Here is a 20,658-nt window from a genome sequence, read left to right on the forward strand (position 1 = left end):
GACGGAGGCAATCGTGACGACCGATTCTGTGGAGACCGCGGCGGTGGTCGATGTCGAGAACGCTCGAGCGCGCGTCCAACCGCTGCGGATCATCGGCGGCGTTCTGCTTGCCTCCGTCGTGCTCGCAGCGCTGTGGTTCCTCGTCAGCAACGAGCGCTTCGAGTGGCCCGTCGTCGCCGAGTATCTCTTCAATGGCAGCGTGCTGGTGGGGCTCGGGATGAGCCTGATGCTCACCGCGATAGGAATGGTGCTGGGGTCGGCGCTCGGCACGTTCCTGGCCGCTGGTCAGCTCAGCGACTTCTGGCCGCTCCGCATGGCGTGCATGGGATTCGTGGGCCTCTTCCGCGGCATCCCCCCGCTCGTGCAACTCATCTTCTGGTACAACCTCGCCTACCTGCTGCCGCGCATATCGGTGGGCGTGCCGTTCGGGCCCGAGCTGTTCAGTTGGTCGACGAATGACCTCATCACGCCGATCACGGCGGCGATCATCGGGCTCTCCCTGCACGAGGCCGCCTACATGGCCGAGATCATCCGGGCCGGCATCCTGTCAGTGGATCAGGGGCAGCGCGATGCGGCGTCCGCCATGGGCTTCAGCCGCTGGCACACATTCACGCGCATCATCCTCCCGCAGGCGATGCGCGTCATCATCCCGCCGACCGGATCACAGGTGATCGCCCTCCTCAAGGGCACGTCGCTCGTCAGCGTGATCGCCATGGGCGATCTGCTGCATGCGGTCCAGGTCATCTACAACCGCACGTACGACGTGGTCCCGATGCTCATCGTCGCCGTGATCTGGTACCTCGCCGTCGTCACCGTTCTCACGGTGATCCAGCGTCGCGTCGAGGAGCACTTCGGCCGCGGCACCTCGCGAGTGACCGTCAAACGCACCGCCCGAGTGAAGGAGCGACAGCTATGACCATGGAATCGTCCGGGCTGATCGTTCAGCCGAGAATGGCTGACGGGTCACCCCTGCTGCGGGTCTCCAACGTGCGCAAGCGCTTCGGTGACCAGGTGGCGCTGGACGGAGCGAGCCTGGACGTGTACGAAGGCGAGGTCGTCGCGATTCTCGGACCGTCCGGCTCGGGAAAGTCCACGCTCGTGCGCTGCATCGACCAGTTGGAGTCGATCGACGGCGGATCGATGTCCTTCGAGGGCGACCTGCTCGGCTTCGAGGAGACTCGCGGGCACCTGAGGCCGCTCACGGATGCTGGGCGCAGGCGGCAGCGTCGTCGTATGAGTATGGTCTTCCAGCAGTTCAACCTGTTTCCGCACTGGACCGTGCTGCGCAACATCACCGAAGCGCCGATGCGTGTGCACGGCGTCTCCGCGGCCGAGGCCCGCCAGCGTGCGCTCGAGCTGCTCGAGCGCATCGGCCTCGCCGACAAGGCGGACGCGTATCCGCGGCATCTGTCCGGCGGACAGCAGCAGCGGGTCGCCATCGCGCGCGCCGTCGCAGTGCGTCCGCGGATTCTGCTCTTCGACGAACCGACGAGCGCACTCGATCCTGAGCTGGTCGACGAAGTGCTGCAGACCATGAAATCGCTCGCGGCGGCCGGGCACACGATGGTCGTCGTCACCCATGAGGTCGCGTTCGCTCGTGAGGTCGCCGATCGGTGCGTGTTCATGGCGGACGGGCGAGTCGTCGAAGACCGCCCAGCAGACGACTTCTTCACGGACCCGCGGTCCGAGCGACTGCGCACGTTCCTCACTCGGTCAGGGAGATCGCAGAACGAAGTCGCGGACTGATGCCCGCGCGTGACCGCCCCATTCCCCCACAACGAGGAGCAGCTATGAGCACAGCACCACTTGCAGGCAAGACCGTCATCGATCTCACGACGGCACTTGCGGGGCCATATGCCACGCTCCTGCTCGCTGGGCTGGGTGCTCGAGTGATCAAGGTCGAGAACCCCACCCGCGGAGGAGACTCCTCGCGCAACAACTCGCCGTATGTCACGGCGGACGGCCTGAGCCTGAAGCGGATGTCATCCGACGACATGTCAGTGTCGATGATGCTCCGCGGTCGTGGCAAGGAGTCCATCACTCTCAATCTGAAGCAGCCCGAGAGCCGTGAGGTGCTCTTCGACCTGATCCGCGAAGCAGATGTCGTCGTGGAGAACTACAGCTCCGGTGTCACCAAGCGACTCGGGATCGACTACGGCTCGGTCCGTGAACTGAACCCGCGACTTGTCTACACCTCGATCAGCGGCTTCGGGGCGACCGGTGACCACGGTGATCGCAAAGCGATGGACACGATCATCCAGGCGCTCAGCGGTGTGATGATGACCGCCGGCGAACCCGGTGACCCGCCCGTGCGGTTCGGGCTGCCGATCGGAGACCTCGTTGCGCCGCTGTTCAGCGTGATCGGCACGCTCTCCGCTGTCATGCACGCCGAGCACACCGGGCAAGGTCAGCATGTCGATGTCTCGATGCTCGGTGCGCTGACATCGCTGGTCGCCTGCGAGCCCTTTGATGCGCTGGAGTCGATCGGATTCCCGCTGCGCACCGGGGCGTACGTGCCGCGCCTCGCCCCGTTCGGCAACTTCCGTGCGGCCGATGGCTGGTTCGCCATCTGCGCGCCGACGGATCAGTTCGCGGCCGGAGTGCTTCGTGCGATCGGGCGGGAGAATCTGCTCGCCGGAAACGACTTCGGCACCCGCGACGCGCGGGTGGCCAACGCCGACCGACTGCACGGTCTCATCGCCGGCTGGGCTGCCGAGCACACTCTCGCAGAGGTGCTGACAGCGCTGGAGCAAAACGGCGCCCCGGCCGCGGAGGTGCGAACGACCGCTGAAGCGGTACGCGATCCCCAAGTGACGAGTCGCGGTGAAGTGGTGCCGCTCGTTCACCCGAAATTCGGGCACTTCGACGGGCTCTTCGGATCAGGCATTCCCGTGCTCTTCTCGGAGAGCCGCACCGACCTGACCGCGCCGGCTCCCGGGCTCGGTGAGCACACCGACGCGATCCTGGGAAAGCTCGGCTACGACGCCGACCGCATCGCACAGCTGCGCCAGGCCGGAGTGTTGTGATGCAGAGCGCGCACAGTCTGCCGGGCTTCGGCGACGCGCGTGCGCAGAACAGCCCGCGAATCGGCGTGGTCGGCGCGGATCTGCCGCGGCAGATCGTGCTCGCCGCCGACGCGGTTCCCGTGCGCCTGTTCGGCTCATGGTCGGGTGCGGTGTCGCGTCGTGCGTCCGAGCTGCTCGGCGCGGTGGATGCGGTGGCCGGCCGTATTCTGGACGCCATCCTGGCAGGAGATCACGATGATCTCGCAGGGCTCGTGATCTGCAACGACTCCCAGGCGAATCTTCGGATGTTCTACGTGTTGAGAGTGCTCGCCCAACGGGGCGAGGTTCCGTTCCCCGTGCAGCTGCTCGATGCCCTACGTGGACCCGGGACGGCGAAGAAGACGTTCGTCGTCGCCCAGTACGTGCGGCTCGTCGAGTTCTGCAGAGCGGTGACCGGCGCCGAAGTGGGGGTCGATGACCTGCGTCGAGCGGGTGCCGCCGAGCAGAGCGTGGCCGTCGCCCTTGACCGGATGCGTGAGCGCCGAGCAGAGGGACGCTGCACCGGTGTCTCTGCGTTGAACGCGTACCGCACTGCGGCCTGCTCTCCGCCGGAAGCCGCCGTCGCGGCCATCGACGACGCGCAGGTGTCGACAGGGGAAGGTGAACGCATCTTCGTCACGGGCAGCGCGCATCCCGATTCTCGCGTCTATCAAGTACTGGAGAGCACCGGAGCCACCATCGTCGCGGAAGATCACGATGCGGGCGACGGCGGCTGGTTCGCAGCCTGCACCACGGGCGATTCTGCAGCAGACATCCTCGACGGTCTCGTGTCGCTGCACGCGGACCGCCCGCCGTCTGCTGCCCGTGGCGCCACCGCTGAGCGCGTCACAGCTCTACGCCGGAAGGTCATCGAGACGCGGGCTGCTGCGGTGATCGCTCTGGTCCGCGACCTGGACGACGCTCCTGCCTGGGAGCTCGCCGCGGTTCGCGAGGCACTGGACACATTGCGCGTGCCCTTCGTGTCGCGCACACGGATCACCGCGGAGGAGGCGATCTCGGCGTCGTCGGACGTCGTGACCGCACGTGCGGTGAGGGAAGGAGCCTACGGATGAGTGAGAACAGACTCGACACCGCGGCGATGGCCACTCGCCACCAGAAGGCGTGGTTCGCCGAGACCGCCCAGCGAGCCCGGGAGGGCGAACCGATCGCGCTCGTCAACGCGGATGCTCCGCACGAGGTGCTGCGGGCGATGGGCATCCCGTATGTCGTCAATCAGTGGTGGGCATCGATCATCTCCGCCAAACGGCTCGGCCCGGCGAGTTTGGAGCACCTCGCAGCACGGGGTCTTCCGGATTTCAGTCAGCAGTACGACGCGATACCTCTCGGCGCGCAGGACCTGCCGGTGGAGCAGAGAGCATGGGGAGGACTGCCTGAGCCGGCCTTCGCGATCGCGGAGCGCAGCGGCGACGTCACGCAGAAGATCTTCGAACTGTGGGGGGAGCGTGAAGGCACGCAGGCGTTCCTGCTCTCTCGCACCGGCGCCGACCCGGTGCCATCTGCCTGGTGGGAGAAAGTCACCCACGATTGGGAGGACGCGTTCGGCGCCGACCGACTTGATCTGCTGCAGGCGGAGATAGAGGAACTCGTCGCCTGGCTGAGCGAGCGCACGGGGCGGACGCTCGACCGTGATCGTCTCGCGCAGATCATGGACCTCGGAAACCAGCAGGCGGAGTGGAACAGGCGTACGCGAGATCTGATCGCCACAGCGCGTCCGACTCCTGTGCTGGTGAATGACACGATGCCCGCGGTCATGGTGCCGCAGTGGCATCGAGGCACGCAGTGGGCTGTGGACACCGCGCGAGCGCTGCACGACGAAGTCGCTCGTCGCATCGACGACGGGGTCGCAGTCTGTTCGGACGAGAGGCGCCGGCTCATGTGGGTGGGACGCGGGCTGTGGTCCGACCTCGACATGTATCGACGGTTCCATGAGGAGTTCGGCGCCGTATTCGTCTGGTCGATGTACCTTGCGATCGCGGCGGACGGCTATCCCCGATATGGCGATGACCCTGTGCGTGCCCTCGCCGCGCGGTTCGTCGGATTCACCGATCAGCTCTACGTGCCTCCATGGTCTGCGCAGTGGTACGTGAAGGAAGCCCTCGCGCATGGCGTCGACGGCGTCGTGCATCTGGTCGCGGACGACACCCCGGGGGCGGGGTTCATCTCCGAGGCGCTCGAGGCGGAGGGCATCCCGGTCCTGGAGATCCGCGCGAACAACGCGGACTCGCGCTCGAGCGGCAGCGCCCGCATCCCCGAGCGCATCGAGGAGTTCCTCCGCGAGCGCGTGCCTGCGCGAGCCTGACGGGTGGGCCTCGGAGGCGTCTTCGAACCGTTTCGTGAACGGAACTACTCGCTGTACTTTGCCGGCCAGACACTGTCGCTGACCGGAACCTGGTTCCAGAATCTTGCGCTCTCGCTCGTCGTGCTCGACCTCACCGGGAGCGCGCGGGCGCTGAGCGGCGTCACGATCGCGCAGTTCCTGCCGATGCTGTTGTTCAGCATTCCTGCCGGGCGGATCGCCGACCGGTTCCGGCCGCGCACAGTTCTGATGACGACATCCCTGATCTCTGCCGCCCTCGTGGCAGTGCTCGCCGTGATCGTGGCGTCACCGGATCCGGCACTTCCCGCGCTGTACGGAATCGTCGCGGCGCTCGGCAGCACCCAGGCCTTCGAGCGGGTCGCGGCGCAGACCATCATCTTCGAACTGGTCGGTCCTCACCTGTTCTCGAGGGGTGTCGCGTTGAGCACTGTCACGGTCGCTGTGTCGCGCTCGATCGGCCCCGGCCTCGCCGGCATCCTCTTCCAGGCCTTCGGCGCTGTTCCGGGAATGGTCGTGAACTCGGTGTCGTTCCTGCTCGTGTTCGGAATGCTCGCGCTCATCCGACCCCAGCGGTTCCACTCTCGGCGTACGAGCGGAGCCGCAGAGCGGCTGCCGATGATGCGGTTCCTGCGCAACCGCATCATCGTCACCCTCCTGATCACGAACGTCTTCATCGCACTGCTGTCGCTGAACTTCATGGTGACATTGACGTCGATCGTGACCATCGACTTCAACGGCGACGGTGCCGCGGCCGGGATGGCGCACGCGCTCAATGCGGTCGGCGGAATCGTCGGCGGTTTCGTGGCCGCGTCGATCGTCCGGCTCCGCCCCGTCATGGTCGCCGTCGCGCTGGTGGGGTTCGGCGCCACCGTGCTCATCAACGCCGCAGCGCCTTCGCTCATGTCGTTCCTCATCGCCGCTCCACTGCTGGGGCTCGGCATCGGCTTCTACAACAGCGTGCTCAACGCCACCGCTCAGCTGGCGGTGGCGCCATCGAACATCGGTCAGATGATGTCGCTGATGAACATCGGCAACTACGGCGTCGTGCCGTTCGGTGCGCTCCTTCTCGGCTGGATCATCGACCTCAGCTCCGGTCGTCTCGCCTTGGCGGTCGGCGGTGTGGCAGCGCTTCTCGCCGCCGGATGGGTGTGGTCGAGAGTGCGTGGGGAGCCGTCTGAGGGTGAGGGATAGCGGAGACGGCGTCCTCAGGAAAGCCGTACGACGTCCCCGTCCCACGTGAACCGGGTGTCCAGGCCGGCGCGACGGGAGATGTCCTCGATATAGGCGAGCACGGAATCGCGATCGCCCTCGGCGAGCGGTACGGGAGATGCGCTGTCATCGATCCAGCACGGGATCACGCCGGCATGGATCTCGGTGCCGTCGAAGTCGAGCACAGCGATCGCCGTGTTGCGGCTCTCCGGGTGGAACGGATAGCCGGGCATCTTCGGGTCCGGAGCGAATCCGTACAGTTCGATGCGGCGCTTGGCCCACGCCTTCAACTCCTCGGAATCATTGTCCTCTGCGGGGGTGAGCGCGTCGGTCACGGTGACGAAGTTTCCGAGACCATGGAAGATCGGTTTGCCCTGGTACATCTCGATGCCGCGCATGATGTGCGAATGATGTCCGACGACCGCGTCGGCGCCCGCGTCGATCGCAGCGTGCGCGATCTCGTACTCGTAGTCGTCGATGCGCGCCGGCGTGTGGCCGTATCCCTTATGCAAGGCGACGACCACGACGTCGACATCCGCCGCGAGCGCCGTGACGGCATCCGTCATCTGGCCCAACGATGTGCGGTCGGCGAAGGTGTAGATCTGCGGCGGGTTACCGGGATTGAGGTCGTCGAGGTCGTAGTGGGTGAGCACCTTGACGAATGCCGCTCCGGCTTTTCTGCTGGTGGCCCACGACTCGCGAGGGCCGACGCAGTTGAAGCTCAGCACGCCGACGCGGATGCCGCCCCGTTCGACGATCGCGGGTACCATCGCAGCCGCGAGATTCGCGCCCGTCCCGGTCGTGACCATGCCGTACGACTGTGCGGCGGCGAGCGTGTCGATGACGCCGCGCTCGCCGAGGTCGAATGCGTGGTTGCCTGCGACGGTCGCGATGTCATATCCGGCGCGAGACATCGCTTCTAGGTCTTCCGGTTTCGCGGGTGGTGCCGGAACAGTGAGCGCCGTCACCGCGGTCTCGGTGGTGTGGGGCACTTCGATCTGGCCGATGGCCACATCGGCATTACGGGTCACGGGCGCGCTGGCGGCGAAGTAGGGGTTGGGGTCGTCGTACTGAAGAACGATGTCGCCGACCGCGACGATGCGTGTGTTCATGAACATCCTTAAATCAAGTTGCTTGATATTACTGTGATGTGGGCAGTGGCACAAGGATGACCAGCGTCAGCGTAGATCGGGTCGGTTGTATCCAGCGGACGCGGCCGATGTGCGGCGCTTGCGACGTACGGCGGCTGAACAATGCTTTGATCGATTTATGTCTCGTCGACTGCTCGCGTCCCCATCTGTCAGTCCTGACCCGACGCTCAGGCATGTCCTGCGTCATGTCGCGAGGACCTACCAAGCGCAGCTGACCGAGCAGTTCCAGCAGTACGGCATCAGCGACGCGGAGTACACCGTGCTGTTCGTGCTCAAGCGGATGCCCGGCCTGTCCAGTGCCGAGATCTCGCGCTGGACGGCTGTCACGGCGCAGGGCGGCAATCAGATCGTGAAGAGCCTTCTGACGCAGGGGCTCGTGTCGCGCCGACCATCGAGCGATCACGGGCGAGTGCTCCTCATCGAGCTCACGCCCGAGGGCCGCCGGATAGTCGACGCCTGCGAGGGGCACGCCAACGCGCTCGAGGATCAGATGTGCGAAGCGATGGCACCGCAAGAGCGTGCTGACTTCATGAGGCTTCTGCGCCTGGCTGCGGACGGCCTCGGGAGCCCGATCTCCACGGTGTCGCGTCGGAGCTGACCCGCGTCGCGCCGTTCGTCCGCGGGAATCTTCTCGCGATGTCTTGACTCAGCGCATTCAATAGTATCTAGTTACTTGATACACGTGTTCGAAGTGGTGAGCACGGCAAGTCGGCAAGGAGGCTGATTCGTGATCCCGATGCTGGTACGGCGACTCGTGCTCGTGATCCCGATGATCATCGTCGTCTCGGTGATCATGTTCGTACTCGCCTCGCTTGTGCCGGGTGACCAGGCCAGAGCGATCCTCGGAGAGACGGCGACGCCGGAGTCGATCGCTGCTCTCCGCGAGCAGCTCGGCCTGAACCTGCCGTGGTACCAGCAGTACCTGAACTGGGCGTTGAGCGCGGTGCGGGGCGACCTCGGAGCGTCGATCTACAGCGGCGAACCCGTCGTGAGCATCCTCGCGGGAAGATTCCCTGTGACAGCTTCGCTCGCGCTGCTGTCGACACTCGTGATCGCGGCGGCCGGGATCTCACTCGGTCTGCTGAGCGCGCTTCGCGGCGGCGTCGTGGGGCGCGTTCTCGATGCGGTGTCGCTGTTCGGCCTCGCGGTGCCGAGCTTTGCCATCGCCATCCTGCTCGTCTCGCTCTTCGCCGTCACCGTGCGAATCTTCCCCGCCACGGGATACACGCCCATCGAGAACGGGGTCGGGCCCTGGATATGGGCACTGGTGCTGCCGGTCATCGCGCTCAGCCTCGGCGGGACCACGCTGGTGGCGAAGCAGATGCGCGACTCGGCGAAGGAGGCGCTCAACAAGGACTTCGTGCGCTTTCTGCGAGCGAACGGTGTCGGGGAGACGTCGATCCTCGTCCGCCACGTCCTGAAGAACGCGGCGATCCCCTCGATCACGATCCTCGGCATCGGCGCCGTCGCGGCGTTGACAGGAACCGTCTTCATCGAGAACGTCTTCGTCCTTCCCGGCCTCGGTTCCCTGGCGACCCAGGTCACGCTCAACCACGATCTGCCCGTCCTTCTCGGCATCGGGGTGCTCTTCACCCTGATCGCCGTCGTCATCAGTCTCGTCGTCGACGTGCTCTATGGCGTGCTCAATCCGAAGGTGAGGACCGCCTGATGACTTCTCGTCAAGGCTCGCCCCGTGTCATCGCGAGCAATCGCCGCAGTCTCTTCGTCGACGTGCTGCGCAAGCCCATGGGGGCGGTATCGATCGCGTACCTGCTGGTGGTGATCGCGATGTCGCTGATGGCGCCCGTGCTCGCGACTCACAATCCGCTGACGCAGAATCTTGATTCGGTGCGACTGACGCCGTCCGCCGAGTACTGGCTCGGAACCGACGCGCTCGGTCGCGACATCTACAGCCGACTGCTTTACGGCGGTCAGGAATCGCTTCTCGGAGTCGCGCAGGCGCTCATCGTCGCCCTGGCACTCGCGGTGCCGATCGGCATCGCGGCCGGGTACTTCGGCGGATGGTTCGACTGGCTGGTGATGCGGAGCATCGACATCAGCCTCGCCATTCCGGGGATCATCGTGACGCTCGCTGTGCTCGCCATCTTCCAGAACAGCATGTTCGCCGCCATGGTCGTCTACGGCGTACTCGTCTCGGCGAGTGCCGCGCGCGTGATCCGCAGCGTCGTGCTGGGCGTCCGCGAAGAGCTCTACATGGACTCAGCGCGCACGACCGGCCTCACGAACGCGCAGATCCTGGTGCGCCATGTTCTGCCACGCACGCTCGGAGTGATCATCGTCCAGGCGGCCATGCTGGGCGCGATCGCCCTCGGGGTGCAGACCGGCCTGGCGTTCCTCGGTTTCGGTCCCCAACCACCGGCGCCGACTTGGGGCGGAATGGTCGGCGAGGCCTCGTCGATGCTGCAGTACTTCAGCTGGATGATCGTCCCGACATCGGGGATCATCGTGCTCACGACCCTCGCCTTCGGCCTTCTCGGGGATGCTGTCCGCGATGCGAACGCCGAGAGGATCGAGCGACCGGTGCGCGGCACCAGAAGCCCCGTGATCCGCCCTGCCGCAGAGGTGATGACCCCGGCAGCGGATGCCGTACCGGATGAGACCGTCATGCCGGCCGACGAGACGGCTCTTCTCTCCGTGAGGGATCTCACCGTGGCATTCGGTGCCGGTGAGAACGAGGTCGTGGTGCTCGACCGTGTGGGCTTCGACATCCGCAAGGGTGAGACGGTCGGGCTCGTCGGCGAGTCGGGATCGGGGAAGACCGTGACCGCGATGGCCGTGCTGGGCTTGCTCGCCGAGGGCGGCCGAGTCGTCTCCGGGCAGATCTGGTTCGATGGCGTCGACATCTCGGACTACACGCGCCGGCAGTACCGCGCGCTCCGAGGCACGAAGATGGCGATGATCTCGCAGGAGCCCATGGTCGCTCTCGATCCGACGTTCCGGATCGGGTTCCAGATCGCCGAAGTGGTGCGCGCGCAGCACAAGGTCAGCTGGCGTGCAGCACGCCGTCGTGCGCTGGAGCTGCTCGAGGCTGTGCGCCTGCCGAATCCCCCAGAGGTCGCCAAACTCTATCCGCACCAGGTGTCCGGTGGCATGGCGCAGCGCATCGCGATCGCGATCGCACTGGCCGGACGTCCGCAGCTCCTGGTCGCCGACGAGCCGACGACGGCGCTCGACGTCACCGTGCAGGCGGAGATCCTGGATCTGCTCCGTGCGCTGCAGAACCGGCTCGGAATGGCGATCCTGTTCGTCACGCACGACTGGGGTGTGGTCGCTGACATCTGCGACCACGCGGTGGTCATGTACGCCGGACAGGTGGTGGAACGCACCACCGTCGAACGCGCGTTCAGCGACCCCCTGCACCCGTACAGCCAAGCCCTGCAACGCTCGAACCCGCACGATGCGCCCAAGGGCGTCCCGCTCCCCACCATCGGAGGGATGGTGCCACCCGCAGGACGATGGCCGATCGGGTGCCATTTCGCGCCGCGCTGCGCACTGGCGACCGAGGCCTGCCGTGATGGTCGGATTCCACTGGTGAGCGTGCAGGAGGATCACACGGCGAGATGCATCCGGATCGATGCCGCTCGCGTCGCTCGTGAAGAGGCGCTGGAGGTGGCCAGGTGAGCGCTGAACAGCACCCTGTGCTCGAAGTCGAGAATCTCGCGGTGGAGTATCGGCGAGGCCGTCGGCGCACGCGCGCAGTCGAGAACGTCAGCTTCGACATCGCCGACGGCGAGACGCTGGGGCTCGTCGGTGAGTCGGGCTCCGGTAAATCGACGATCGGGAAGGCGATCCTCGGGCTCGCTCCGGTGACCGAGGGGATCATCCGGTACCGCGGCACCGATGTCAGTTCGCTGACGAGAGCGCAGCGGCGCGCGCTGACGCGAGACGTGCAGGTCATCTTCCAGGACCCGCACAGTTCGCTCGATCCGACGAAGCCCATCGGATACTCCATCGCCGAGCCCGTGCAGATCCATGAACCGGCGCCAAAGGCGGTGGTGCGTGAGCGCGTGTACGAGATGCTGTGCCGCGTGGGGCTCTCCGAAGATGCCGCCCAGCGGTTTCCGGCGCAGTTCTCCGGTGGTCAGAAGCAGCGCATAGCCATCGCCAGGGCGCTGATCCTCGCGCCGAAGCTCGTCGTATGCGACGAGCCGGTCAGCGCTCTCGATCTCTCGATCCAGGCCGAGGTCATCAACCTCATGGCCGAGCTCCAGCGCGAGACCGGAGCGAGCTACCTCTTCATCTCGCACGACCTGTCGATCGTCCACTACCTCTCCGATCGCATCGTCGTGCTCAAGGGCGGCCACGTGGTCGAGCGGGGGAGTGCCGAAGAGATCTATCGCGATCCTCAGCAGGATTACACGCGCCTGCTTCTGGATGCCGCGCCCGTTCCTGATCCCGTCGTGCAGGCGCGACGGACAGCCGCCCGAGAGAAGGCCGGTCTGTCGGCCCGCACCGACGCGATCGCCAGCAGTATTCGATGACCACGGGCTCAGCCCGCAAGGAGGTTCCATGCCCATTCAGAAGCTCGCCGATGTCGAACTCTGGTTCGACGAGTACGGCCCCGACGATGCATCCGAGATCATCCTGTCCAGCGCGATGGGATATTCGGGACTCGACGGATACCCCGAACGACTCTCCGAGGCTCCGACGGAGTACAAGGTCTTCACGATCCAAGCCCGCGGCTTCGGCCGATCCTCCCGGGCGGACGGGATACCCGCCGAAGGGTGGTTGGCGCAGTGGGCGGATGACGTCGTCGCCTTCGCCGATGCGAAGGGCATAGACAAGTTCGTCTACACCGGCGCTTCGCACTCGGCGGGTATCGGCTGGTACATCGCCGTCCGGCACCCGGAGCGACTGAAGGCGTTCGTCTCCGTCGTCGGGACGCCGCACGACCGCTTCGGTGTGACCGACTCCTCCGAGGGGCGTCGTGAGGCCATCCGTGCGCGCATGGAGGGCGATGTCGACGCCATGCGGGTGCAGTTCGAGAAGCTCGGCGGCTGGTTGCACGAAGACGAGACCGAGCGCCGCCGTGAACGCGACCGGCTCATCGACGGCGCGATCGAGAGTGCGATGGCGCGAGACGACGACGAGTCGCAGATCAATCAGGGGATGCCGTTCCCCGAGGCGAAGACGAACGATGAGCTCGCCGCCGTGCTGCGCACCATCACCGTTCCGACCCTCATGCTCGCCGGGATGCGCGACGGCATCGTCTCGCCCGAGTCGTCGCTCCGCGGCGTCATGAACGTCCGAGATTCCAAGGCCGTTCTCTTCGAGAGTGAGGGGCATTACATGACCAGGGAGATCCCCGAACGCCTCATTCGCGAAGTTCGTCTCTACATGGACGAAGTCAACGGCACCGCCCTACCCGAGCGGCGACCGATCATCGATCACACGAAAGTAGACACAGTATGAGAAAGCTGACATGGGATCAGCGCCGGGGTCTGCGGTGGGGGGCGGTCGCCGCATCCCTCGCCCTGATCGCAGGCCTCACCGCATGTGGTCCCGCCACCAGTGCCGACGACGCTGCCGGCAACGACGAACCGGTGGCAGAGCGGGGCGAAGAGCTCGCTCTGCAGTTCCGAGGAGCTCCGATCAGCCTTGATCCTGCCCTGCAGGGCACGGCCAGCGGTTCGATCTTCACCGTGCTCGCCTATGACCCGATCATCTATCAGGCCCCCGACGGGAGTCTGCAGCCGTCTCTCGCGACGGAGTGGGACTTCGTCGACGACGACTACCGCCAATTCGAGTTCACGCTGAGAGAAGGGCTCGAGTTCGCCAGCGGCGAGCCGCTCGACGCTGAAGCCGTGAAGGCATCGATGGAGTACTTCCTGGGCGCGGGCGGAGGACAGATTCCTCGCGTCGGCCCGATCTCGAGCATCGAAGCCGTCGACGAGCAGACGGTGCGGATCAGCTATGAGCAGCCATGGGCTGATGCGGCGTTCTCGCTGACGCAGACGGTGATGTTCGGGAACGTCATCGGTCCCGACGGGCTCGCGGATCCGGATTCCCTTCTCCAGGTCATGGATGGGGCCGGCCAGTACATCTACGATGCCGAGGCATCCGTGCCTGACTCGGAGTACGTGTACACGCTCAACCCCAACTACTGGAACCCCGACGCACAGATGTGGGATCGGGTGACCATCGAGATCATCACCGATCCGAACGCCGTGCTCAATGCGGCATCGACCGGCCAGATCGACTTCGGCCTCGGTTCGCCGCTCTTCGCCGACGCGGCGGAAGCCGCGGGCCTCACCGTGGCGGCAGCGCCGTTCTACAACTGGGAACTGCGACTGCACGACGTCAACGGCGAAGTGAACCCGGCCCTCGCCGATCCGCGTGTGAGAGAAGCGATCGGCCTCGCAATCGATCGCGAATCGATCGTGGCGGCGCTGGGTGGCGAGTACATGTCTCCGAGTGACCAGTTCGTCGTCGAGGGCCTTGAGGGGCACGACCCCGATATCGGGTGGGAGTTCGATCTCGATCGCGCGAAGGAGCTGATGGCTGAGGCGGGCTACGAGGACGGCTTCACGATGTCGGTGCTCGACAGCAGCGTGCAGGACAACCAGTCGCAGATCGCGCAGGCGGTGGCGAGCTCTCTTGCAGAGATCGGCATCGACGTGAATCTCGTCGTGGATGCCGTGAGCATCCCTTCGTTCAGCGAGAAGCTCGAATCCAAGGAGTACGAGGCGAGCTTCTGGGCGTCGAACGGTGACGTCGCCAACTCGTATCGGCCGTTCCGCAGCGCCGGATCGATGAACAATCCGTTCGGAGTCATGGACGAGGAGATGGAGGCGCTGTACGCCGAGAGCCTCACCGTCGGCGGCGAGGAACGCGAGAAGATCTACCAGCAGATGAGCGAACGCTGGCAGGAGGCATCGTTCTCGATCCCGATCCTCACCGGCTATTTCGTGAACTACATCGGGCAGAAGGTCACGAACGTGAACTCCTCGGCCAAGAACCCGGTGATGCTGCCGGTCGGGCCTGAGCCCGAATACAACTGGCAGCCCGTGCAGTAAGACAGGGGAGGGGACCGTAGCGGAAGGCGCGCCGCGGTCCTCTCCTGGCACGACCGGTGAGGGGCGGGCCTCCGGATGATCGCCTGCGGGTAACCTCGTCCCATGCCCTCCTCCGCACCCACCACGTCGACGCCTTGGGCGCCGCTCGATCCTCAGGCGGTCGTGCGGCTCCTCGCCGCAGCATCCGTCCGCTGGTGGCTGTCGGGCGGCGTCGCGCTCGACCGCTGGGTCGGCCATCCGATCCGCGACCGCGAGAACATCGACGTCAGCGTCATCGCCGCGGATCTCGCAGAGTTGGTCGCGAGCCTTCCGAAGGGGTTCAGCGCGTGGGTACCCGGCGAGGACGAGATAGTGCCGTTCGCGGATGCTCCCGAAGATGCCGATCTGCAGCCGGTGCTCATCTGCGACGATGCCAAGGAATCCTGGGTGCTCCAGGTCAACGCCGAAGACGGGGCCCCACGGGCCTGGGTCTACAAGCGCGACCCTCGACTCACTCTGCCGTGGGATCGCGCTGTGCTCGACATCGACGGCATCCCCACCGGCTCCCCGGAGGTGCAGCTGGTGTGGAAGGCCCTGCGTCCTCGCGCCGAGGACACCGTGGACAAGGATGCGGTCCTGCCGACTCTTTCCGCAGCCGCGATGTCGTTCTACGAGACAGCGCTGCTGCGCATCCACCCCCACTCGACCTGGGCGATCCACGTTCGGAGCCCCTTCGCTCCTGCGAAGGCCAGCTGGAACCGCAAGAAGCTCTAGCCCGCGCGTGACGTGCGGTACTCACCCGCCGCAACGGCATCCAGCACCACAGACCTGAACCACCGCTGCGCTGGCGACAGGCTGGCTTCGCGTCGCGTGTAGAGCGACACCGGCGTGCTCTGGCCCGGCCAGGGGAGCTCGGCGATCCGCAGCCCGGGGAACCAGCCGCTGAACACCTCGGCGACGTGCCGCGGCAGCAGCACGACCAGATCCGTCGCCTCGAGCACCGCCGGCACCGTCGCATACTCCTCGACCGTCAGAGCGACCTGAGGCATGAGTGCGTGCTCTGTCAGCACCTGCAGCGGGAACACGTGTCCGCCGCGTGCCGAGACGCGCACGAAGCGACGGCCGTCGAACATGTCCGGCCGTGTGTCGGGGAGCGGATGCTCTCCCGAGGAGAGCGCCACGTACTCGACCGCGCGCACGTGCGTGCGCCACAGCCGCGGGCTGCCGATCATCGACACGGTCATCGCCAGGTCGATCGTGCCGCGGATGAGACCGTCCTCGACCTGATCGGAGTCCAGGCGCGCCACCTGCAGATGCGGACTCGATGCTGCGCGAGCGAGCGCCGCCATGATCGGAGGCAGGAACGTCTGCTCACCGATCGAGGTGAGCCCGAGCGAGAGCTCGCCGCTGAAGCCGGCCGGCTCGAACGCCTCCGGATCGCTCACCGTCTCGTCGATCTGGGCAAGGGCCTCATGCAGCGGCGCGAACAGGGCGGTAGCCTTCGCTGTCGGCACCATATCGTGCCCCTCCCGGCGGAACAGGTCGTCACCGAACTTCTCGCGCAGCCTCCGCAGCGTGTAGCTGACGGTCGGCTGTGTGACGTGCAGCCGCTCTGCTGCAGCCGTCACGCTGCGCAGTTCGTAGAGCACGACGAAGGTCCGCAGCTGGTTCAGATCCGCCAGTGACATCTATCGATCCTCTCTATGGGGAACGTCCTTCACATCTATTGGACTATATACAGCACCCGACCTAGAGTCGGGAACAGCAGCACCTGTGCGACAGCCTCCGAGTGACAAGGACGACACGCGTTGATCATCGACATCCACGGCCACTACACGACCGCCCCCGCACAACTGGGCGACTGGCGTGACCTGCAGATCGCGTTCACCAAGGGCAATGGCGAGGCGCCGGATCCGGCATCCCTGCACATCAGCGACGACGACATCCGCGAGACGATCGAAGCCAACCAGCTCAAGCTCATGAACGAGCGGGGCAGCGACATCACCGTCTTCAGCCCTCGCGCCTCCTTCATGGCCCACCACATCGGCGACTTCGCGGTCAGCGAGACGTGGGCGCGCATCTGCAACGACCTCGTCGCCCGCGTCCGCGAACTGTTCCCCGACCGCTTCCTCATGGGCGCAATGCTGCCGCAGTCGCCCGGCGTCGACCCGAAGACGACGGTCGCCGAACTGACCCGCGCCGTCGAGGAACTCGGTGCCGTCACAGTCAACCTCAACCCCGACCCTTCTGGCGGCAAGTGGTCCGCGCCCGCGCTCACCGACCGCTCCTGGTACCCGATCTACGAGAAGCTCGTCGAGTACGAGATCCCCGCGATGGTGCACGTCAGCACGACGTGCCGCCCCGATGTGTTCCACACCACCGGCGACCACTACCTGGGTGCAGACACGACCGCGTTCATGCAGCTGCTCAAGGGTGACCTGTTCAGGGACTTCCCCGACCTCAAGCTCGTCATCCCGCACGGCGGCGGCGCGGTGCCCTATCACTGGGGTCGGTTCCGCGGGCTCGCGATGGCACTGGGCCGGCCAGAGCTCGAGACGCACCTGCTGAACAACGTGTACTTCGACACCTGCGTGTACCACCAGCCAGGAATCGACCTGCTGACGGATGTCATCCCCACCGACAACATCCTGTTCGCCAGCGAGATGATCGGCGCTGTCCGCGACATAGACCCGCGCACCGGCCACTACTTCGACGACACCAAACGCTACGTCGACGCGACTCCGAATCTGACCGAGGAAGAGCGCCGGCAGGTGTTCGAGGGCAACGCCCGCCGCGTATACCCGCGCCTCGACCGCGCACTCTCCGCGCGCGGGCTGTGAAAGGAACACCATGCGACTGAACAACCTCGGCATCGTCCGCACGAACATCGAGCGACCCGACCCGGACGACGTCGCGCGCCTTTCGCAGTTCGGCGTCGCGACCGTCCACGAGGCGATGGGTCGTGTCGGCCTCATGCGCCCGTACATCCGCCCGGCCTACAACGGTGCGAAGCTGTGCGGCCCCGCCGTCACCGTGCTGCTGCAGCCGGGTGACAACTGGATGTTCCACGTCGCCGCCGAGCAGGTGCAGGAGGGCGACGTGATCGTCGCCGGCTGCACCACCGAGAGCGAAGACGGGTTCTTCGGCGAGCTGTTGGCCACCTCGCTCACCGCCCGCGGATGCAAGGGCCTGGTGATCGACGGCGGCGTCCGCGACGTCGCCGACCTCGAGAAGATGGACTTCCCTGTGTTCTCCCGCGCCATCAACTCCAAGGGCACGGTCAAGGCGACCCTCGGCTCCGTGAACGTCCCGGTCGTCGCAGCGAACGCGCTTGTCCACCCGGGTGATGTGGTCGTCGCCGATGTCGACGGCGTCGTCGTGGTGCCGCGCGAGCTCGTCGGCGCGGTGGCGGATGCCAGCCAGAAGCGCGAGGACAACGAAGAGTCCAAGCGCCAGAAGTTCCGCGAGGGCGTGCTCGGACTCGACCTGTACGGCATGCGCGAGCCGCTGGCCGCCGCAGGCCTGGAATACGTGGAGGACTGACGATGGCGCACGGCGAAACCACGGGTGACTTCACCAAGAGCGAAGGCTGGCTGGACTGGTACGAGGGCCCGACGAAGCCGACGTTCCGCCTGCCGGCCGGCGCGGTGGACGCGCACTGCCACGTCTTCGGGCCGGGCGAGCAGTTCCCCTACGCCCCTGAGCGCAAGTACACACCCTGCGACGCATCGGCGGATCAGCTCTTCGCCCTGCGCGACCACCTCGGGTTCGATCGCAACGTGATCGTGCAGGCGACCTGCCACGGTGCCGACAACAGCGCTCTGGTCGACGCACTGCTCCGCAGCGGTGGCCGCGCCCGTGGCGTTGCGACCGTGCGACGCGACATCACCGACGAACAGCTCGCAGAGCTCCACGAGGCTGGTGTGCGCGGAGTGCGCTTCAACTTCGTCAAGCGTCTCGTCGACCGGGTGCCGACCGATTCGCTTCAGGAGATCGTCGCGAAGATCGCCGCGCTCGGATGGCACGTCGTCATCTACTTCGAGGCGGAAGACCTTCCAGAGCTCTACGACTTCTTCTCCAGCATCCCTACCGACGTCGTCGTCGACCACATGGGCCGGCCCGACGTGACCAAAGACCCGAACGGCCCGGAGTTCGAGCTGTTCATGCGGTTCATGCGTGAGAACCCCAACGTGTGGACCAAGGTCTCGTGCCCCGAGCGCCTGAGCGTCACCGGCCCGCGCGCCCTGGATGGTGAGCAGCACGCCTACACCGACGTCGTGCCGTTCGCCCGTCGCGTGGTCGAGGAATTTCCCGACCACGTGCTGTGGGGAACCGACTGGCCCCACCCCAACCTCAAGGACCACATGCCCGACGACGGGCTACTGGTCGACTACATCCCTCAGATCGCGACGACGCCCGACCTGCAGCAGAAGCTGCTCGTCGACAATCCGCGCCGCCTCTACTGGCAAGAAGGAGCATGATCATGGCACTCGACAAGCCGTACAAGAACGTCCCAGGCACCACCATCTACGACGCAGAACAGGCTCGTAAGGGCTACCACCTGAACCAGTTCGCGATGTCGCTGATGAAGCCGGAGAACCGCGTGCGCTTCCTCGCCGACCAGGCGGCCTACCTCGATGAATGGCCGCTCAACCCGCGGCAGCGGCAGGCCGTGCTCGACATGGACATGAACACCATGATCGACGAGGGCGGCAACATCTACTTCCTGGCCAAGATCGGTGCCACGCATGGGATGAGCTTCCAGCAGATGGCCGGATCCATGACCGGCATGAGCGAGGCCGCCTACCGCGACATGATGGTCGGCGGCGGACGCCGCCCGGAGGGCAACCGCCTCAAGGACCTCGACGGCTGGACCCCTCCCGCCCCCGGTGAGAAAGCCGACACATTCCGGCCGAACGCACCGGCCAAGTACACCTCGGCCCTGTTCACGTCGCACGTTCCGGCGATCGGTGCGGCGATGGACCTCGGCAAGACCGAGGAGCCGTACTGGAAGAAGGTGTTCGACGGTTACCAGTGGACCCGCAAGTGGGCCAAGGAGCAGAAGCCCGACGTCGTCATCCTCGTCTACAACGACCACGCCACCGCGTTCGACGCCTCGATCATCCCGACCTTCGTGCTCGGCACCGGAGCGGACTACCCGGTCGCAGATGAGGGCTACGGACCGCGTCCGGTTCCAGCGGTCAAGGGGTATCCCGAGCTGGCCGCGCACATCGCGCAGTCGGTGATCCAGGATGACTTCGACCTCACACTCGTCAACGAGATGGTCGTCGACCACGGCCTCACGGTGCCGCTGTCGCTGGTCTTCGGCGAGATCGGTCCTGATGAGCAGTGGCCGGTCAAGGTCATCCCGCTCGCCGTCAACGTCGTCCAGTACCCGGTGCCCTCCGGCCGTCGCTGCTACGAGCTCGGCCGTGCGCTGCGCCGTGCACTCGACAAGTGGGACGGCGAAGAGCTCAACGTGCAGATCTGGGGCACCGGAGGCATGAGCCACCAGCTGCAGGGTCCGCGTGCCGGCCTCATCAACGAGGAGTGGGACAACGCGTTCCTCGATCACCTCATCGAGGACCCGCTCGGCCTGACCGAATGGCAGCACATGGAGTACGTCGATGAGGCGGGATCCGAGGGCATCGAGCTCGTCGACTGGCTCATCGCCCGCGGCGCGATGGATGACCAGTTCGGCGGAGAGGCACCGGAGATGAACCACCGGTTCTATCATGTGCCGGCATCCAACACCGCCGTCGGGCATCTCGTTCTCAGCAACCCGGTCGGCAAGACCACCATCGCCGATGACGAGGCGGGCGTGGCCGAGCCCGCGGAGTCGGTGCTTGCCCCCGAGCCCGCGGAGACCGCGGCCGTGGCGAACGCCTGACATCCTGATA

The 20,658-nt window shown here is 66.0% G+C and carries 19 protein-coding genes; 17 read left to right on the forward strand and 2 right to left on the reverse strand.

Annotated features, from left to right (window positions below; all coding sequences use genetic code 11):
• Positions 1–13 precede the first annotated feature (13 nt).
• The 6 genes from ACP7AR_RS14440 to ACP7AR_RS14465 are packed head-to-tail and all read left to right on the forward strand — an operon-like array spanning position 14 to position 6,573.
• Positions 14–916, forward strand: a complete 903-nt coding sequence (locus ACP7AR_RS14440; RefSeq protein ID WP_426187163.1) for an amino acid ABC transporter permease — start codon at positions 14–16, stop codon at positions 914–916.
• Positions 913–1,746: an amino acid ABC transporter ATP-binding protein gene (locus tag ACP7AR_RS14445; protein ID WP_426187165.1), complete on the forward strand. Its 834-nt coding sequence runs from the start codon at positions 913–915 to the stop codon at positions 1,744–1,746. Before ACP7AR_RS14440 ends, ACP7AR_RS14445 begins: the two co-directional genes overlap by 4 nt.
• 44 nt (positions 1,747–1,790) lie before the next feature.
• Entirely contained in the window at positions 1,791–3,026 is a 1,236-nt protein-coding gene (locus ACP7AR_RS14450; protein WP_426187167.1) for a CaiB/BaiF CoA transferase family protein, read from the forward strand.
• Positions 3,026–4,117: a 2-hydroxyacyl-CoA dehydratase gene (locus ACP7AR_RS14455; protein WP_426187169.1), complete on the forward strand. Its 1,092-nt coding sequence runs from the start codon at positions 3,026–3,028 to the stop codon at positions 4,115–4,117. The genes ACP7AR_RS14450 and ACP7AR_RS14455 overlap by 1 nt, the downstream gene beginning before the upstream one ends.
• Entirely contained in the window at positions 4,114–5,364 is a 1,251-nt protein-coding gene (locus ACP7AR_RS14460; protein WP_426187171.1) for a 2-hydroxyacyl-CoA dehydratase, read from the forward strand. Before ACP7AR_RS14455 ends, ACP7AR_RS14460 begins: the two co-directional genes overlap by 4 nt.
• 3 nt (positions 5,365–5,367) lie before the next feature.
• The gene (locus ACP7AR_RS14465) at positions 5,368–6,573 is read left to right on the forward strand and encodes an MFS transporter (RefSeq protein ID WP_426187173.1); all 1,206 of its coding nucleotides are present in this window, start codon (positions 5,368–5,370) and stop codon (positions 6,571–6,573) included.
• 14 nt (positions 6,574–6,587) lie between these two features.
• On the opposite strand, the gene ACP7AR_RS14470 is transcribed toward ACP7AR_RS14465, so the two are convergent.
• Positions 6,588–7,703, reverse strand: coding sequence for a CapA family protein (locus ACP7AR_RS14470; RefSeq protein WP_426187175.1), 1,116 nt, complete (start codon positions 7,701–7,703; stop codon positions 6,588–6,590).
• Positions 7,704–7,860: 157 nt separating this feature from the next.
• On the opposite strand from ACP7AR_RS14470, the gene ACP7AR_RS14475 reads away from it, so the two are divergent.
• The 7 genes from ACP7AR_RS14475 (at position 7,861) to ACP7AR_RS14505 (ending at position 15,532) form a co-directional block, all read left to right on the forward strand.
• Entirely contained in the window at positions 7,861–8,340 is a 480-nt protein-coding gene (locus ACP7AR_RS14475) for a MarR family winged helix-turn-helix transcriptional regulator (protein ID WP_426187177.1), read from the forward strand.
• 138 nt (positions 8,341–8,478) lie between these two features.
• A complete protein-coding gene (locus tag ACP7AR_RS14480; RefSeq protein WP_426187775.1) occupies positions 8,479–9,411 on the forward strand; it encodes an ABC transporter permease in 933 nt (310 codons plus the stop codon).
• The gene (locus ACP7AR_RS14485; RefSeq protein ID WP_426187179.1) at positions 9,411–11,384 is read left to right on the forward strand and encodes a dipeptide/oligopeptide/nickel ABC transporter permease/ATP-binding protein; all 1,974 of its coding nucleotides are present in this window, start codon (positions 9,411–9,413) and stop codon (positions 11,382–11,384) included. The genes ACP7AR_RS14480 and ACP7AR_RS14485 overlap by 1 nt, the downstream gene beginning before the upstream one ends.
• Positions 11,381–12,244 (forward strand): ATP-binding cassette domain-containing protein, encoded by an 864-nt coding sequence (locus ACP7AR_RS14490; protein WP_426187181.1) that lies wholly within the window; start codon positions 11,381–11,383, stop codon positions 12,242–12,244. The genes ACP7AR_RS14485 and ACP7AR_RS14490 overlap by 4 nt, the downstream gene beginning before the upstream one ends.
• A gap of 28 nt (positions 12,245–12,272) precedes the next feature.
• Positions 12,273–13,175, forward strand: a complete 903-nt coding sequence (locus ACP7AR_RS14495) for an alpha/beta fold hydrolase (protein ID WP_426187183.1) — start codon at positions 12,273–12,275, stop codon at positions 13,173–13,175.
• The gene (locus ACP7AR_RS14500; protein WP_426187185.1) at positions 13,172–14,779 is read left to right on the forward strand and encodes an ABC transporter substrate-binding protein; all 1,608 of its coding nucleotides are present in this window, start codon (positions 13,172–13,174) and stop codon (positions 14,777–14,779) included. Before ACP7AR_RS14495 ends, ACP7AR_RS14500 begins: the two co-directional genes overlap by 4 nt.
• Positions 14,780–14,881: 102 nt before the next feature.
• Entirely contained in the window at positions 14,882–15,532 is a 651-nt protein-coding gene (locus ACP7AR_RS14505; protein WP_426187187.1) for a nucleotidyltransferase domain-containing protein, read from the forward strand.
• On the opposite strand, the gene ACP7AR_RS14510 is transcribed toward ACP7AR_RS14505, so the two are convergent.
• Positions 15,529–16,446, reverse strand: coding sequence for a LysR family transcriptional regulator (locus ACP7AR_RS14510; protein ID WP_426187189.1), 918 nt, complete (start codon positions 16,444–16,446; stop codon positions 15,529–15,531). The genes ACP7AR_RS14505 and ACP7AR_RS14510 overlap by 4 nt on opposite strands.
• A gap of 120 nt (positions 16,447–16,566) precedes the next feature.
• Between ACP7AR_RS14510 and ACP7AR_RS14515 the strand changes: the two genes are divergently transcribed.
• Genes ACP7AR_RS14515 through ACP7AR_RS14530 form a run of 4 tightly spaced genes read left to right on the forward strand, consistent with a single transcriptional unit; the run spans position 16,567 to position 20,648 of the window.
• A complete protein-coding gene (locus ACP7AR_RS14515) occupies positions 16,567–17,598 on the forward strand; it encodes an amidohydrolase family protein (protein WP_426187191.1) in 1,032 nt (343 codons plus the stop codon).
• A 10-nt stretch (positions 17,599–17,608) separates the two neighbouring features.
• On the forward strand, positions 17,609–18,301 hold the full coding sequence (gene ligK, locus ACP7AR_RS14520; RefSeq protein WP_426187193.1) for a 4-carboxy-4-hydroxy-2-oxoadipate aldolase/oxaloacetate decarboxylase: 693 nt from the start codon (positions 17,609–17,611) through the stop codon (positions 18,299–18,301).
• 2 nt (positions 18,302–18,303) lie between these two features.
• Positions 18,304–19,239, forward strand: a complete 936-nt coding sequence (locus tag ACP7AR_RS14525) for an amidohydrolase family protein (protein ID WP_426187195.1) — start codon at positions 18,304–18,306, stop codon at positions 19,237–19,239.
• A 2-nt stretch (positions 19,240–19,241) separates the two neighbouring features.
• Positions 19,242–20,648, forward strand: coding sequence for a protocatechuate 4,5-dioxygenase subunit alpha/beta (locus ACP7AR_RS14530; RefSeq protein WP_426187197.1), 1,407 nt, complete (start codon positions 19,242–19,244; stop codon positions 20,646–20,648).
• Positions 20,649–20,658 lie beyond the last annotated feature (10 nt).

Source organism: Microbacterium sp. TWP3-1-2b2, from assembly GCF_049896145.1.
Taxonomy (GTDB): domain Bacteria; phylum Actinomycetota; class Actinomycetes; order Actinomycetales; family Microbacteriaceae; genus Microbacterium.

What these genes read in the sequence shown, in the direction of transcription:
- ACP7AR_RS14445 (WP_426187165.1), top strand. Translation starts at nt 913, where the DNA reads ATGACCATGGAATCGTCCGGGCTGATCGTTCAGCCGAGAATGGCTGAC.
- ACP7AR_RS14450 (WP_426187167.1), top strand. Translation starts at nt 1,791, where the DNA reads ATGAGCACAGCACCACTTGCAGGCAAGACCGTCATCGATCTCACGACG.
- ACP7AR_RS14455 (WP_426187169.1), top strand. Translation starts at nt 3,026, where the DNA reads ATGCAGAGCGCGCACAGTCTGCCGGGCTTCGGCGACGCGCGTGCGCAG.
- ACP7AR_RS14460 (WP_426187171.1), top strand. Translation starts at nt 4,114, where the DNA reads ATGAGTGAGAACAGACTCGACACCGCGGCGATGGCCACTCGCCACCAG.
- ACP7AR_RS14470 (WP_426187175.1), bottom strand. Translation starts at nt 7,703, where the DNA reads ATGAACACACGCATCGTCGCGGTCGGCGACATCGTTCTTCAGTACGAC.
- ACP7AR_RS14475 (WP_426187177.1), top strand. Translation starts at nt 7,861, where the DNA reads ATGTCTCGTCGACTGCTCGCGTCCCCATCTGTCAGTCCTGACCCGACG.
- ACP7AR_RS14480 (WP_426187775.1), top strand. Translation starts at nt 8,479, where the DNA reads ATGCTGGTACGGCGACTCGTGCTCGTGATCCCGATGATCATCGTCGTC.
- ACP7AR_RS14485 (WP_426187179.1), top strand. Translation starts at nt 9,411, where the DNA reads ATGACTTCTCGTCAAGGCTCGCCCCGTGTCATCGCGAGCAATCGCCGC.
- ACP7AR_RS14495 (WP_426187183.1), top strand. Translation starts at nt 12,273, where the DNA reads ATGCCCATTCAGAAGCTCGCCGATGTCGAACTCTGGTTCGACGAGTAC.
- ACP7AR_RS14500 (WP_426187185.1), top strand. Translation starts at nt 13,172, where the DNA reads ATGAGAAAGCTGACATGGGATCAGCGCCGGGGTCTGCGGTGGGGGGCG.
- ACP7AR_RS14505 (WP_426187187.1), top strand. Translation starts at nt 14,882, where the DNA reads ATGCCCTCCTCCGCACCCACCACGTCGACGCCTTGGGCGCCGCTCGAT.
- ACP7AR_RS14510 (WP_426187189.1), bottom strand. Translation starts at nt 16,446, where the DNA reads ATGTCACTGGCGGATCTGAACCAGCTGCGGACCTTCGTCGTGCTCTAC.
- ligK (WP_426187193.1), top strand. Translation starts at nt 17,609, where the DNA reads ATGCGACTGAACAACCTCGGCATCGTCCGCACGAACATCGAGCGACCC.
- ACP7AR_RS14525 (WP_426187195.1), top strand. Translation starts at nt 18,304, where the DNA reads ATGGCGCACGGCGAAACCACGGGTGACTTCACCAAGAGCGAAGGCTGG.
- ACP7AR_RS14530 (WP_426187197.1), top strand. Translation starts at nt 19,242, where the DNA reads ATGGCACTCGACAAGCCGTACAAGAACGTCCCAGGCACCACCATCTAC.